Here is a 13,826-nt window from a genome sequence, read left to right on the forward strand (position 1 = left end):
TGGCATGCCTCGCCTCACATAACCTCAACTTCCCGAACCGCCCGGTGCGGACCCGCACGCCGGGTGGTGTGGCAGGGTGGTGTGGCAGGGGACCGGCCAGCTTGCTGGCCGCCCCTATGCCGATCTGTGCAATGCGTGCTTTTCCGCCTACTCGGCATGGCGCTTTTCGCGCGAAGCATGGGCGCTGTATAACGGCGGTCTGGTGTATGGGCTGATCGGTGCGTTGATCGCTGTGGAATGGCTGTGGCGCGTTCTGGTGCTCAAACCATCGACGGGGGCGTTGTCGAAATGAGCCTGATTAGTTTGCGTGAGGTGTTTGTTGTGTCGCCTCGGCGCGCGGTGTGCATCGACCATACCGATGTCATTCGGCTCGACGCGTTCCGCAACCGCGTTGCAACGCACATGTCGCAATTCATGACGATGAGCGAAACGCGCTTCGCGCTGTGTATCGCGGACCCGTACGACTTCGCCTGCGCGCTGTTCGCACTTCTCGCAGCGGGAAAGAACGTGTCGATTCCGGCCAATGCCGGGCGCGGTCATCTGGCCACGCTTTCCGAGTCGTTCGATGTCGTGTTGCATGACTTGCCGGTCGGCGTGCGCACGGACGTGCCCATTTCGATCGCGATCCCCGACGATGCCTCGTTCGTCATGTACACGTCCGGTTCCAGCGGAACGCCAAAAGCGGTGCGCAAATCGACGCAGAACTCGAGGCGCTCGAAAAGCAGTGGGGCGGCCTTCTCGATGGCGCGCACGTGCTGGGGTGCGTGCCGCATCATCACTATTACGGACTGGTTTTTCAGATTCTGTGGCCGCTTGCCGCCGGACGTGCCTTCGATCGTGCGAAGTACGCTCAGCCGATCGACATTGCGCGATGCGTCAGCACGGAACGAGCGACCGCGGTAATCGCCAGTCCCGCCCATCTCGCGCTTTGGCCGCGGATGCTGGACTTCGATGCGTTGGCGTCCACGCGCGTGTTCAGCGCGGGTGGAGTCCTGAGCGCCGATGTCGCGCGGCCTTACATCGAGCGATTGGGGTGTGCACCCGAGGAAATCTACGGCTGCACGGAAGCCGGCGCGCTTGCATGGCGACGACAGGACCGGCACGCGTCATGGACGGTCCTTCCGGGTGTCGAAGTCATGCAGAACGACGACGCCAGCCTCGCCGTTCTCGCGTCGCCGCGCGGTGCGAGCTTTCACACGCAGGATACGGTCCGCTTCGACAGCGACGGCCGTTTTCATCTGCTCGGGCGGATGGATCGCATCGTCAAGATTGACGACAAGCGAGTGTCGCTGACGGAAGTCGAGGGGCGCCTCGCGGGCCATCCGTTCGTCGGGCAGGCAGCGGTCGTCAAATTGTCGGGCGAGACGGCTCGATCGCGCGACCGGCTGGCCGCCGTGATTGAATTGTCCGAAACCGGCTCCCAGGCTTGGATCGAGCATGGGCGACTGGCGATGACACGTCAGTTGACTCAATGTCTCTCCGAGCATTTCACGGTGACGCCTCGCCGTTGGCGCTTTCGTGCAGCCTTGCCTTTCGATGAGCGCGGCAAACTGCCTGCCCACGTCCTCATGCGTGAATTCGAGGTGAGCGAGCTCCGCCCTGAGGTATTTTCCGAGATCGTGGATGGCAAGCGGGTGTGCTTCGATCTGCATATCCCGACTGCGCTGGTCCACTTCGCCGGTCATTTTCCATCGATGCCGATCCTGCCAGGCGTGGTTCAGGTCGATTGGGCGATTGGCTTCGCTTCGCGTCACATGAATCGTTCGAGCGATGTGGCCACGGTGCAGCGTCTGAAGTTCATGGCGCCGGTGCGTCCCGATGCACTGTTATCCCTCGTGCTCGATTGCGACCATGAGCACGCACGCGTGCGTTTCGAATATCGTCTCGAAGACCGCGCCTGCGCGTCTGGCGTGATCGTATTCCGGAGTGCCGGCGCATGAACCAGGGACCGCTGAACATCGCGCCGTGTGTCGTCATTCCGGTATTCAATCATGGACGGGAGATCGGCGGCACGCTCTCGCGGATACTGGCGCACGGTCTGCCGTGCATCGTCGTGGACGATGGCAGCGATTCGCCGACGCGCCGCATCCTCGAGGAATTGCGCGACAGCCATGCGTCGAACGTAATGTTGTTGCGACGCGAAAGTAACGGCGGCAAGGGCGCGGCAGTCATGACAGGCCTGCGCACAGCACGCGACGCGGGTTACACGCACGCATTGCAGATCGACGCTGACGGTCAGCACGATACCGCTGACGTGCCTCGTTTCCTCCAGGCCATGCATCGCGTGCCGACGGCGCTGATTCTCGGGCAACCTGTCTATGACGACAGCGTGCCTGCATCGCGTCGTTACGGCCGCTATCTCACTCACGCGTGGGTGTGGGTCGAAACGATGTCGTTCGAAATTCGCGACTCGATGTGCGGCTTCAGGCTCTATCCGTTGCCGGCGGTATGCGCGCTGATCGATTCGGTGAAGCTCGGCGAACGAATGGACTTCGATATCGAAGTGTTGGTGCAGTTGCACTGGCGGGGTACGAAGGTCGTCATGATACCGACGCGTGTGACCTACGCTGCCGATGGCTTATCGCATTTCGACGTATGGCGCGACAACCTGCGCATCTCGCGCATGCACGCGGGACTGGTCCTGGGCATGCTTCGGCGTGCGCCGATGCTGCTCGCTCGCAAGCTGACGGCCCGCGCCACGACTCAGGGTTGGTGGCGTGCGGCGGAGCGGGGCAGTGCGCTCGGCATGGGTTTCCTTGCATGGTCCACGCGCGTGTTCGGCATAGGTTTTACGAGCCTGTTGCTGCATCCAGTGGTGGCGTACTTCGTTTTGACGAGCCGCACGGCTCGCCTGGCGTCCGCCTCGTATCTCGCGCGGCTCGCGCGCGCCACGCCGCATGCCGATGTGCCGATGTGCCGATGCCCGGCTGGCGTTCGTTCTATCGGCACATCCTGTCGTTCGCTCGCTCGGGGCTTTATAAACTCGTCGCATGGCGAGGCCAGATTCCGCCGGGTCGCTTCGAGTGCGCGTCACCGGAACTGCTGGACGAACTCGCATTCAGTGGCAAGGGCGCACTCTTGCTCGGATCGCATTTCGGTAGCCTTGAGATGGTACGTGCGATGGCGAGTTACCGCGCCATGTCGCGCGTGACGGCGGTGGTCTACACAGAGCACGCGCAGCGTTTCAATTCGATGCTGACGCATGCGAGCGAGGCATTCCGGCGCGGCATGCTGGAAATTGCCGACATCGGACCCGATACGGCCATGCTGCTGAAACAGCGTATCGACGCGGGCGACTTGCTGGTGATCGTCGGCGATCGCGTTCCCGTGGCATCGCAACGAACAGTCGATGTGCGCTTCTTCGGCGAAACGGCGTCTGTCGCGCAAGGACCCTATGTGTTGGCGCATCTGCTCGGTTGTCCGGTCTATCTGATCTTCTGCCCGGAAGAAGAGGGCAAGTATCGGCTTTATCTGGAACGGTTTGCCGAGCGCATCACCTTGCCGCGCCGCGATCGCGAAGTCGCCATCGCGCGATACGCGCAACGCTTCGCCGACCGGCTCGAACACCACTGCCGCAAGGCGCCTCTGCAATGGTTCAATTTTTACGACTTCTGGCGTCAGCGTGAGACCGCGCAAGTGACGAAGGATCAGCCTCATGACTGACGCAAGCATTCTGTCCGCCTGCACGACGATAGAAGTGCCGTTCCACGACGTGGATTCGATGCGCATTTGCTGGCACGGCAATTACCTTAAGTACTTCGAGTTCGGACGCGCCGCGCTTCAGCGTGTGCTGGATTACGACCACGACGAGATGGAAGCCTCCGGATACGTTTGGCCGATTGTCGAATGCAAGCTGAAGTTCGTGCGTTCGGCGCGCTATGGACAACGACTCGAAGTCGAGGCCGCGCTGGTGGAATACGAGAATCGTTTGAAGATCGAGTACCGCATCCGCGATTCGGAAAGCGGCGCGATACTCACCAAGGGCTATACCACGCAAGTTGCATTGAACGCGTCCACTGGCGAGTTGCAGTACGTGTCACCCGAAATCCTGTTTGAAAAGGTGGCGCGGGCGGAGGCGAATCGGGCATGAACCGCAGAGCATTTGTGATAGCGCTCGGCCTTGCGCCGTCCGCGTGGCGTCGGCTTGCCCGCGCGACGCCGTCGGATGCCGATCTTGTGCGTGCAATCGTGCAACGGCTTTCCCAGGGCGCTGGACTGCGCGCGCGTTTTACGCAGAAGCCCACGGTGGCCGCGTTGAACGCGCCGTTGACGAGCCGGGGAGATCTGTTGGTCGCACGCGATCTCGGCGTGGTCTGGCGCGTTACGGAACCGTTTCGATCCGTCTACGTGGTCGGAGCGCAAGGCGTGACGGAACTCGATCCGACCGACATGCGCGTTCGGCGGTCCCCGCGCGGCACGCGTGCGGCGGCGGGCGCGACGCAAGCGTCAGCGATGGCGCGAGCGCTCGCGAATGGCGATTTGTCCTCGCTTTACGCGCAGTTCGAGGTACGCACGAGCGGTTCGCCGGATCGCTGGAGCATGCTGCTCGTGCCTGACCAGCCGCAACTCAAGCAGGTGATCGGCAGCGTGCGGCTCGAAGGCGGCGCGGTATTGAAAAGCCTGTGTCTGAACTCGCCGAACGGAGACGTGACGCTCATCGAGCTTGTCGACGTATCTCCGTTCGAGCGCCTGTCCGACTCGGACCGCGCTTGGTTCGAGGCGCGATGATGAGGATGGTGTTCCAGTCGCGAGCGTGGCGACTGCTCGTCTGGTTTTGCATCGTGCTGGCGGCGGCGTTTTATTACGCGGTGCGCTTTTCCGAAGCAACGCCATTGCAGACGGATCTGCTCGCGCTTTTGCCGAAGACCGAGGCCGACCCGGTCGCGGAACGCTCCGTTCAGCAACTCGCGGGAGCGATGGGCGACCGGGTCTTCTTCGCGTTGTCCAGCACGAACGCCGAGCATGCAAAGGATGCTGCAAGGTCTCTCGGTAAGGGGCTTGCTGGTGACGGCGCGCTGCGCCATGTCGTGGCGGAGTTGCCTCCGTTCGATCTGTCGGGTATCGCAAGCTTCTACTTGCCGTACCGGTTCGGCCTGTTGAGCAATCATGATCGCGCGCTTCTTCGATCTGGCGCACCTTCGTTCGACGACATACTCGCGCGACGTGTGAATCAGCGCGCTGCGCGTCGGTATCTCGACGCCGCTTGCGGCAGATCCGTTCGGCTGGCTCGAACGCTTCCTCGCCGATCTGCCGCTTGTCACCGCCAATCTCACGATCGAGGACAACTTTCTCATCGCGCGTCAGGGTGCCAAGACGCGCGTAATCGTTACGGCGACCTTGCCGGCTTCCGCCTACGAGGGCAAGGTTCAGCGCGCGGTACGTGAATCGGTCGAGCGCGAGAGCCAGCGATTGCAGAAAGCCTTTCCGGACGTCGAACTCTTCCGCGCGGGCGCGGTGTTTTACGCTGATAAAGCGCGCCGTCAAGCCGAATCGGAAGTCCATCTGATTGGCGCGGTGTCGGCGTTGGGCATCGGCGTGATCATGCTGCTCGCGTTTCGGTCGGCAAAGCTGGTCGCGCTCGGTTACCTCTCCACGGCGATCGGCGTGCTGTGCGCGCTGGCCGTGAGGCTTGCCGTATTCGGCGAGCTCCATCTGTTGACGCTCATCTTCGGCGCGAGCCTGATCGGAGAAGCCGTCGACTACTCCATACAGCTCTTCGTCGCGCACCTGGCAATGGGCAGCAAATGGGAAACGCGCCGTGGCCTGAGTCGCGTGCGCGCAGGTCTGACCGTCGCACTGGGAACAAGTCTGTTCGGATACGCGATTCTGGCCGCGATGCTGTTTCCCGCGCTGGCGCAAATCGCAATTTTCGCGATCGTCGGGCTAGGTTCGGCATACGCATCCGTGTTGTGGTTACTGCCCGAGTTGCTTCGTCAGCCTGCGCGACGCGCTCCGAAGCGGCTGTTCGAGTCCGCAACGTTTGTCCTCGATCGATGGCGCGCGGCGCTCGCGGGACGACGCGGTGCGATCGTCGCGGCGACTGTCGTCGTGGTGAGCGTGCCGGGTTGGCTGCGTCTTGCGAGTGACGACGACATTCATCTCCTCGTCAAGCGCGATGCCTCGCTGACGGCGCAGGAGCGCGTCATTCGCGAAGCGATCGGATTCGAAGGCGGTTCGCAGTTCTTTCTGGTTCGCGGCGAAGATCAGGAAACCGTGCTGACGCGAACCGAAGCGCTCGTTGCACGGCTGGACAAGTTGGTCGAGCAAGGCGACTTGCGATCGGTACAGGCGCTGACCCGGTTCGTGCCTTCGGCGCAAACGCAGGCGCGCGACCGGAAGCTGCTCGACGCGCGTCTTTTCTCCGACGACAAAGCCGTTTTCAACGCGCTCGTCGCGTCCCATTTTCGCGACGACGTGGCGCGCGCGTATATCGCCGCGCATCTTGAACCGCATGTGCCGTTGCGCATCGAGACCTGGTTGCGCTTGCCGATGGCCGAGCCGTATCGCCAGCTATGGATGGGGCGTTTGCCTGAAGGCGGTTACGCTGCGATCGCGTTTCCAATCGGCGCGGGCGAGCGCGTGCTCCCCGCTCTGAGCGCCGCGGTGAAAGGCCTTCCGGGCGTCGCCTTCGTCGACAAGGCCGCGAGCGTTTCGTCTGTGTTCGGGAAGTATCGGCGCAGTGCCGGCCTGTGGCTCGTGGCGGCGCTCGGCGTCATGCTGGTTTCGCTCGCATGGCGGTACGGGATGAAACCCGCCTGTGCGTTGGCAGCTCCGGTCACGCTCTCGATCGGCGCGACGCTGGCGTTGTTCGGATACGTGGGCATTCCGCTCAACCTGTTCCATTGGCTGGCGCTCATGCTCGTGCTGTGCGTGGGATCGAACTATGCCGTGTTTCTCCGCGAAGGAATGGTGTCCGATGACGGATCCCGGACTTGGCCCGGTGCGATCTGGGCCGGCGTGCTGTTGTCGGCGCTGCTGTCGTTCGGCAGCTTGTCGTTGACTTCGATGCCTGCCCTGCAAAGCTTTGGAATGACGCTTTCCGTCGGTATCGCTCTGTCAGCCTTGCTTTCGCCGATTGGTTTCGAGACGCCGGTCTCCGGTGCGCTCGCACAGGAGGGATGCTGACAATGCATACATCACGTGTATTTATTCACGGCGTGGAGATGCTCAACGCGCTGGGCAACGATAGCAACGAGGTTGCGTCGGCGCTTGGCCTTGGCGTCGCACCGGGACTCGGACCTGCCCGGCTCGACGCGTGGCGGCAAGGCTATCTGGGGCGCGTAACGGCACCGTTATCGCTGGCTCCGCCGGAGCATCTCTCCCCGTACGATTGTCGCAACAATCGCCTGTTGCTCGCCGCGCTGGCGCAGATTGTCGACGCCATCGAGCATGCGCGCGAGCGCTTTGGCGCACACCGGATCGGCGTTGTGATCGGCACGAGCACGTCCGGCATGGCCGAGGCCGAAGCGGCATGGTCGCATCGTGTGCATCACGGCGTGCTGCCGGCGCTTTTCGATTACCGGCAGATGGAAATTGGCGCAGTCGCGCCGTTCGCTGCAGCCGCACTCGGCGTGACCGGACCCGCGTACACCGTGTCGACCGCCTGCACATCCAGCGCGAAGGCGATCATCAGCGCGAGGCGCTTGCTGCAGGCGAACGTGTGCGATGCGGTGATCGCGGGCGGCGTGGATACCCTTTGCGCACTCACGATCCAGGGATTCGCATCGCTCGAATCGACCAGCGACACCCGCGCCAATCCGATGAGCCGGAACCGGCGCGGCATCAATATCGGCGAAGGGGCGGCGGTGTTTCTGCTGTCGCGCGAAGAAGCGCGCGTGTCGATCGCCGGTGTGGGCGAATCGAGCGATGCGTATCACATCTCGTCGCCGGAACCCGAGGGCGCGGGCGCGGAGCTCGCGTTGCGGCAGGCGCTTGCCGGCGCCGGCATCGAGCCGCGCGCCGTCGGCTACGTGAATCTTCACGCCACCGCGACCATCAAGAATGACGAAATGGAAGCGCGTCTCATGAGCCGCGTCTTTCCGTCAGGCGTGCCGACGAGCGGCACCAAGCCTTTCACGGGCCACACGCTGGGCGCCGCGGCCGCGACCGAACTCGCGCTGGCCTGGCTGACACTCGACGGATCCGATATGCGTTCGCGCATCGCGCTGCCGTGCCACGTCTGGGACCGGCAGGCCGCCCCGGCGCTCGATCTCATCGAAGACACACGCCGTCTCACCGGAGACGCTTACGTGATGAGCAATTCGTTCGCGTTCGGCGGGAGCAACGCCAGCCTGATTTTGCACGGATAGACGATGGATCTGGATCAAGCCATAAAACAGTGCGCCGAGACCTTGCCGCCGATCGACGAGTTACTGCCGCATCGCGGCACGATGAAGTTGCTCGACTCGGTTATTTCTTTCGATCGACTGAGCGTGTGTGTCAGCGCTCAAGTGAACTCCGATGCGTGGTATGCGGATGACGACGGTGCCATGCCGAACTGGATCGGAATCGAATTGATGGCGCAGGCCATCGGCGTTCACGTGAGCCTGTTGACGGGGTGCGAGGGTGGCGTCGCCCGTCCCGGTGTGTTGCTGGGTACGCAGCAGTATGAGGCGAGCGTGAACGCGTTTGCCGCGCACACGCGACTGCACATCAACGCGAAACAGGTGTTGCGAAGCGCGGCGGGGCACGGCGCCTACGACTGCGCGATTTCCAACGACGCTGGCGCGTGCCTGGCGCACGCCATCGTCAAGGTCTACCAGCCCGACGATTTTCGGGCATTTATGCAAGGAGTCTGATGTCATGTCACGACGCGTTTTAGTTACTGGCGCCAGCCGCGGCATCGGACGTGCGATCGCATTGCAGTTGGCCAATGACGGTTTCGCCGTCACCGTCCACTGCCGAACGAGCCGCGAAGAAGGCGATGCGGTAGCGCACGCCATCGTGGCGGCGGGCGGCGGAGCATCCGTGCTTCAGTTCGACGTCCGCGATCGCGAGGCCAGCGTGTCGGCCATCGGAGCCGATATCGCCGCGCATGGCGCCTATTACGGCGTCGTCTGCTGCGCGGGCGTGACACGCGACGCCGCGTTTCCGGCGCTGACGGGCGATGACTGGGACACGGTGGTCGATACCGGACTCAATGGATTCTTCAACGTCGTCCAGCCGCTCACGATGCCGATGGTCCTCGCGAGGGCAGGCGGACGCATCGTCACGATCGCGTCGGTATCCGGCGTGACAGGCAATCGCGGACAGGTGAACTACAGCGCGGCCAAGGCGGGCCTGATCGGCGCGAGCAAGGCGCTGGCCGTCGAACTGGCCGGACGCGGCATCACGGTCAATTGCGTGGCGCCGGGCCTGATCGATACGGACATGCTCGATCAGGTCCCCGTCGACCAGATTCTGCGGACCGTGCCCATGAATCGCGTCGGCAAGCCGGCGGAAGTCGCGGCGGTGGTGGGATTCCTGATGTCGGATCAGGCGTCCTATGTGACGCGGCAGGTCATCGGCGTCAACGGAGGGATGGTGTGAGCAAGCGCGTTGTCGTGACAGGCATGGGCGGCGTTACACCGCTCGGAAACGATTGGGCGGCCATCGAAGCCCACATGCGCGCGGGACGCAATGCCGTGCGACGCATGCCGGAGTGGGATTTTTTCGAGTCGCTGCATACGCGGCTGGCGTGTCCGCTTCCGGCCTTCGACATTCCGGAACACTATTCGCGCAAAAAGACTCGTTCGATGGGTCTCGTTTCGCTTTACGCGACCCGGGCCAGTGAGCTGGCGCTTGACGATGCGGGCCTGAGCGGCGATCCGAGCATCGCCGACGGTCGTATGGGCGTCGCGTACGGTTCCTCGTGCGGCTCCGTCGAGCCGATTCGCGCATTCGGCCGCATGCTCGAAAGCGGGTCGATGGCGGGCGTCACATCGAACTCCTATGTGCAGATGATGCCGCATACGACGGCTGTGAACGTGAGCCTCTTCTGGGATTTGAAGGGACGCGTGATCCCGACGTCGAGCGCCTGTACGTCGAGCAGTCAGGCAATCGGATACGCGTACGAAGCGATCGCCGGAGGCCATCAGACGATGATGCTCGCGGGCGGCGCCGAGGAATTGTCGGGTCCGGCCGTCGCCGTGTTCGACACGCTGTACGCGACCAGTACGCGCAACGACGAGCCGCATCTCACGCCCCGTCCGTTCGACGCCTCCCGCGACGGCCTCGTGGTGGGCGAGGGCGCGGCCACGCTCGTACTCGAGGAATACGAGCATGCGCGCGCGTGGCGCCACGATTCACGCGGAAGTAGTTGGGTTCGCGACCAATTCGGATGGCGCGCATATGACGCAACCGAAGGCGGACACGATGGCGGGAGCCATGCACCGGGCGCTGGAAAACGCATCTCTGGACGCCGCAGCCATCGGCTATGTGAATGCGCACGGCACGGCCACCGATCGCGGCGATATAGCCGAAAGCCACGCGAGCGCGGCGCTGTTCGGCGAGCGTGTACCCATCAGTTCGCTGAAGAGCTATGTGGGACACACGCTGGGCGCATGTGGGGCGATGGAAGCATGGTGGACCATCGAAATGATGAAATGCCAGTCCTTCGCGCCGACGCTCAATCTGTCGAGGGTGGATCCGGCATGCGCGGCGCTGGACTATATCGTGGATTGCGCTCGCCGCATCGATACCGAATACGTGATGAGCAATAACTTCGCATTCGGTGGCATCAACACGTCGCTTATTTTCAGGCAGATCGTATGAGCCGCATGCGGCGCGTCGTCGTGACCGGTATGGGTGTCGTATCCAGCCTCGGCAACACGCTCGATGAATTCTCCGTCGGCCTGCGCGCCGGACGGAGTGGCATCGCGCGGATCGATGCGTGGCGCGCGCTCGGATTGCCGAGTCAGGTGGCGGGACGGGCGAGCGTCGCCGCGTGCGAACCGCTCGATCGGAAAATCGACCGCTTCGTCGGCGATACCGGGCGCTTCGCGTGTATCGCGGCCCGCGCAGCGATCGCGGATGCCGGCCTCGCGCCCGCGCGATTCGCCGCGCCCGATGCCGGCGCAGTGGTGGGTTCGGGCGTCGGCGCAGTCAGCGAATACGACGAAGCGATGGCGCTGGTCGCGCAGCGCGGACCGGAAAGGGCAGGGCCTTACGTGGTCACGCGCGTCATGAGCAGCACCTGTTCGGCGGCGCTTGCCTATGCTTTCGGCGTGCAGGGCGTGACGTATTCGCCTTCCGCGGCATGCTGCACCTCCACGCTCGTGATCGGGCAGGCGATGCAACTGGTCCGTAGCGGCGCACAGCGAATCGTGCTGGCGGGCGGTAGCGAGGAATTGCACACCGGTACGGCGACGATGTTCGGTGCGATGGGTGTGCTTTCGACCAGCTACAACGACGATCCGCATCACGCCTCACGGCCTTACGACGAAGGTCGCGACGGCTTCGTGATGGCCTCCGGCGCGGGCGTGCTGGTCCTGGAAGAGCGCGACCATGCGCTGCGGCGCGGCGCATCCATCTACGCGGAACTGACAGGCTTCGCGCAGGCAAGCGAAGGACGCTGCATGAGCGCGCCGGGACGCGCCGGTATCGCCCGTGCCATACGCGAAGCGTGGCGTGCCGACTGCGAAGTGACCGACAACGCCCGCGTGCCCGACTACATCAATACGCATGCGCCTTCCACGCTCCTCGGCGACGACGAGGAGTTGCATGCGCTGACGAACGTCTTCGGGCACTCGTTGCCGCCTTTCTCTTCGATCAAGGGATCGATCGGACATGCGCTCGGCGCGGCCGGCGCACTCGATGCGATCGCCACGCTTCTGATGATGCGCGACGGCTTCGCCGCCGGAGCCGTCAATTTCTCGACGCCCGCACCGGCGACGTACGGATTGCCGCTGATCGCCACAACCCGTGACGCGCGGATCGAGCACGCCTTGTCCGTGTCCTTCGGATTCGGAGGCGTGGCCGCATGCCTTGCATTTCGCGCAGGTGAACGACAACTCAGCGCGTGAACCGCATCGTTAGACAACCTCAAATTTTTTCAACCGGAGTTAAACACATGTTCAAAAGCATTCTGATCTCCACCGCGGCCGCATGGCTGTTTTTGGCTGCCGCGATGCCTGCGCTGGCCCGCAACACGGTCGACAACTATCCGATTGCCGGCGCGCTGAAGAGCGGTGAAGGCGCGGACAAGATCGATCCGCAGATTTCGCTTTATTTCGCCGGACAGGATCATCCGGAAGTGGTGTCGTCGCTGGGAAATGTGGCGACCAACAAGAAGACAAGCGCTCTGGGCGTCAACGACGAATTCGCGTGTCAACGGGCGTTTTTGTCCGCGCTGATTCAACTGCAGGCTCGCGCGAAACTCGACGGCGCGGATGCGGTGATCGACATCGTGAGCAACTACAAGAACAACGAGCGCGCGAGCGCCACTGAGTTCACATGCGGAGCAGGGGCGCTGATGGCGGGCGTAGCGCTGAAAGCACGCTTGGTCAAATTGCAAAAGTAGGCGAGCGCGTTGCCGACACTAGCGAAAGGAACATATGGTGGTGAATGAATTGATAAGCGAACAGAACGTCGATGTAGCCGTGATCGGCGCTGGCCCGTCTGGCGCGGTGGCGGCGGCGCTTCTGAGAAAGCGCGGCCACTCGGTGCTGGTGCTCGAGCGACAGACCTTCCCGCGTTTCTCGATCGGAGAAAGCCTGCTGCCGCAGAGCATGGCCTATCTCGAGGAAGCCGGCATGCTGCAGGCCGTGATCCAGGCAGGATTTCAGTTCAAGAACGGCGCGTGTTTCGTGCGCGGCAACGAGCGCTCCGTGTACGACTTTCGTGAGAAATCCACGCCGGGATGGGGGACCACGTATCAGGTCGAACGCGCTGTTTTCGATCAGATTCTGATCGACTGCGCGATCGATGCCGGCGCCGAGGTTCGTTTCAATCACGAAGTGCGGGCGATGCGCACCGGCGACCGGCCCATGCTCGAGGTCGTCGACGAGCATGGCGCGCCATACCGCGTGCATGCGCGCTTCGTGCTCGATGCAAGCGGTTTCGGTCGGGTTCTGCCACGTCTGCTGAATCTGGAAGCGCCTACGCGCATGGTGGAGCGCAGCGCGCTGTTCACGCACGTGCGGGATCGCATTCCTGCAGGTACGACGGATCGCGACAAGATCGTGATCGGCGTGCATCCGCAGCATGCCGCCGTGTGGTTCTGGATGATTCCGCTAGCGCACGGCAAGACCTCAGTCGGCTGCGTGGCGCAAAGCGATTTCCTCGATGTGCCCGAGGAAGAGCGTGAGCGCGCGCTGCGCGAACTGATCCGCAGCGAACCGACGATCGGCGGCTTGCTCGGTGACGCGGAGTTCTGCATGCCGCCGCGACATATCGGCGGCTACTCCGCCAATGTCGAACGCTTGCACGGTCCGGGCTATGCGCTGCTGGGCAACGCCGGCGAGTTTCTCGATCCGGTGTTCTCTTCGGGCGTGACGATCGCGCTGCGCTCCGCGCATCTGGCGGCCGAAGCACTCGACAAGCAACTCGGCGGCGAGCAGGTGGACTGGCAAACCGCTTTCGACGATCCGCTGCGGCGCGGAATCGACACGTTCAGGGCGTTTGTGGAGCGTTGGTATTCGGGACGTTTGCAGGAACATCATCTTCTACCCGGATCAGAGCACTGGCTTGCGCAAGATGATCAGTGCGGTCCTGGCCGGATATGCCTGGGATCAGAGCAATCCTTTCGTGGCCGATGCGGCGCGTCGTCTCGACACGCTATGGGCGCTGTGCGCCGGCGCGTCGAAGCAGGCGAGCGCGGGCTGAGCGCCAGATATCGTGATCTCGCC

General features: G+C 63.3%; 14 protein-coding genes and 3 pseudogenes. 16 read left to right on the top strand and 1 reads right to left on the bottom strand.

Annotation, left to right across the window (positions count from 1 at the left end; all coding sequences use genetic code 11):
- Positions 1-79 precede the first annotated feature (79 nt).
- On the top strand, positions 80-292 hold the full coding sequence (locus tag BVER_RS03310) for a COG4648 family protein (RefSeq protein WP_157055908.1): 213 nt from the start codon (positions 80-82) through the stop codon (positions 290-292).
- Positions 293-536: 244 nt separating this feature from the next.
- On the opposite strand, the gene BVER_RS35860 is transcribed toward BVER_RS03310, so the two are convergent.
- Positions 537-752, bottom strand: a complete 216-nt coding sequence (locus BVER_RS35860) for a hypothetical protein (protein ID WP_198155146.1) — start codon at positions 750-752, stop codon at positions 537-539.
- Between the two features lie 12 nt (positions 753-764).
- Here BVER_RS35860 and BVER_RS35865 point away from each other — a divergent pair.
- The 15 genes and pseudogenes from BVER_RS35865 to BVER_RS03375 all read left to right on the top strand — a co-directional run.
- Positions 765-1,094: pseudogene (locus BVER_RS35865) on the top strand (AMP-binding protein); the annotation flags it as partial.
- A gap of 42 nt (positions 1,095-1,136) precedes the next feature.
- The gene (locus BVER_RS29780) at positions 1,137-1,940 is read left to right on the top strand and encodes an ApeI family dehydratase (protein ID WP_232316358.1); all 804 of its coding nucleotides are present in this window, start codon (positions 1,137-1,139) and stop codon (positions 1,938-1,940) included.
- The gene (locus BVER_RS03325; protein WP_370444176.1) at positions 1,937-3,151 is read left to right on the top strand and encodes a glycosyltransferase family 2 protein; all 1,215 of its coding nucleotides are present in this window, start codon (positions 1,937-1,939) and stop codon (positions 3,149-3,151) included. The genes BVER_RS29780 and BVER_RS03325 overlap by 4 nt, the downstream gene beginning before the upstream one ends.
- Positions 3,079-3,663: a lysophospholipid acyltransferase family protein gene (locus tag BVER_RS36175; RefSeq protein ID WP_370444177.1), complete on the top strand. Its 585-nt coding sequence runs from the start codon at positions 3,079-3,081 to the stop codon at positions 3,661-3,663. The genes BVER_RS03325 and BVER_RS36175 overlap by 73 nt, the downstream gene beginning before the upstream one ends.
- Positions 3,656-4,090 (top strand): acyl-CoA thioesterase, encoded by a 435-nt coding sequence (locus BVER_RS03330; protein ID WP_050452082.1) that lies wholly within the window; start codon positions 3,656-3,658, stop codon positions 4,088-4,090. The genes BVER_RS36175 and BVER_RS03330 overlap by 8 nt, the downstream gene beginning before the upstream one ends.
- On the top strand, positions 4,087-4,728 hold the full coding sequence (locus BVER_RS03335) for a LolA family protein (RefSeq protein ID WP_050452083.1): 642 nt from the start codon (positions 4,087-4,089) through the stop codon (positions 4,726-4,728). The genes BVER_RS03330 and BVER_RS03335 overlap by 4 nt, the downstream gene beginning before the upstream one ends.
- A gap of 53 nt (positions 4,729-4,781) precedes the next feature.
- Complete coding sequence (locus tag BVER_RS33295) at positions 4,782-5,384, top strand: hypothetical protein (protein WP_232316359.1); 603 nt, start codon at positions 4,782-4,784, stop codon at positions 5,382-5,384.
- Positions 5,338-7,125, top strand: coding sequence for an MMPL family transporter (locus tag BVER_RS03340; RefSeq protein WP_232316360.1), 1,788 nt, complete (start codon positions 5,338-5,340; stop codon positions 7,123-7,125). Before BVER_RS33295 ends, BVER_RS03340 begins: the two co-directional genes overlap by 47 nt.
- 2 nt (positions 7,126-7,127) lie before the next feature.
- On the top strand, positions 7,128-8,309 hold the full coding sequence (locus BVER_RS03345) for a beta-ketoacyl-ACP synthase (protein ID WP_050452117.1): 1,182 nt from the start codon (positions 7,128-7,130) through the stop codon (positions 8,307-8,309).
- Positions 8,310-8,312: 3 nt separating this feature from the next.
- Positions 8,313-8,798: an ApeP family dehydratase gene (locus tag BVER_RS03350; RefSeq protein WP_050452084.1), complete on the top strand. Its 486-nt coding sequence runs from the start codon at positions 8,313-8,315 to the stop codon at positions 8,796-8,798.
- A 4-nt stretch (positions 8,799-8,802) separates the two neighbouring features.
- Positions 8,803-9,528 carry a 3-ketoacyl-ACP reductase FabG2 gene (locus BVER_RS03355; protein WP_050452085.1) on the top strand — a complete coding sequence of 242 codons (726 nt, stop codon included), beginning with the start codon at positions 8,803-8,805 and terminating at the stop codon, positions 9,526-9,528.
- A 23-nt stretch (positions 9,529-9,551) separates the two neighbouring features.
- A pseudogene (locus BVER_RS03360) lies at positions 9,552-10,752 on the top strand (beta-ketoacyl-ACP synthase).
- The gene (locus BVER_RS03365) at positions 10,749-12,002 is read left to right on the top strand and encodes a beta-ketoacyl-[acyl-carrier-protein] synthase family protein (protein ID WP_050452086.1); all 1,254 of its coding nucleotides are present in this window, start codon (positions 10,749-10,751) and stop codon (positions 12,000-12,002) included. Before BVER_RS03360 ends, BVER_RS03365 begins: the two are co-directional and overlap by 4 nt.
- A 47-nt stretch (positions 12,003-12,049) precedes the next feature.
- Entirely contained in the window at positions 12,050-12,499 is a 450-nt protein-coding gene (locus BVER_RS03370) for a hypothetical protein (protein ID WP_050452087.1), read from the top strand.
- Positions 12,500-12,533: 34 nt separating this feature from the next.
- Positions 12,534-13,803 (top strand): annotated as a pseudogene (locus BVER_RS03375) (NAD(P)/FAD-dependent oxidoreductase).
- Positions 13,804-13,826 lie beyond the last annotated feature (23 nt).

The sequence above is a fragment of the Candidatus Burkholderia verschuerenii genome (genome assembly GCF_001189365.1).
Lineage (GTDB): Bacteria > Pseudomonadota > Gammaproteobacteria > Burkholderiales > Burkholderiaceae > Caballeronia > Caballeronia verschuerenii.

Excerpts from the sequence above, each read along its gene's own strand:
- BVER_RS29780 (WP_232316358.1), top strand. The coding sequence starts at position 1,137 with ATGCAGAACGACGACGCCAGCCTCGCCGTTCTCGCGTCGCCGCGCGGT.
- BVER_RS03325 (WP_370444176.1), top strand. The coding sequence starts at position 1,937 with ATGAACCAGGGACCGCTGAACATCGCGCCGTGTGTCGTCATTCCGGTA.
- BVER_RS03330 (WP_050452082.1), top strand. The coding sequence starts at position 3,656 with ATGACTGACGCAAGCATTCTGTCCGCCTGCACGACGATAGAAGTGCCG.
- BVER_RS03335 (WP_050452083.1), top strand. The coding sequence starts at position 4,087 with ATGAACCGCAGAGCATTTGTGATAGCGCTCGGCCTTGCGCCGTCCGCG.
- BVER_RS03345 (WP_050452117.1), top strand. The coding sequence starts at position 7,128 with ATGCATACATCACGTGTATTTATTCACGGCGTGGAGATGCTCAACGCG.
- BVER_RS03350 (WP_050452084.1), top strand. The coding sequence starts at position 8,313 with ATGGATCTGGATCAAGCCATAAAACAGTGCGCCGAGACCTTGCCGCCG.
- BVER_RS03355 (WP_050452085.1), top strand. The coding sequence starts at position 8,803 with ATGTCACGACGCGTTTTAGTTACTGGCGCCAGCCGCGGCATCGGACGT.
- BVER_RS03365 (WP_050452086.1), top strand. The coding sequence starts at position 10,749 with ATGAGCCGCATGCGGCGCGTCGTCGTGACCGGTATGGGTGTCGTATCC.
- BVER_RS03370 (WP_050452087.1), top strand. The coding sequence starts at position 12,050 with ATGTTCAAAAGCATTCTGATCTCCACCGCGGCCGCATGGCTGTTTTTG.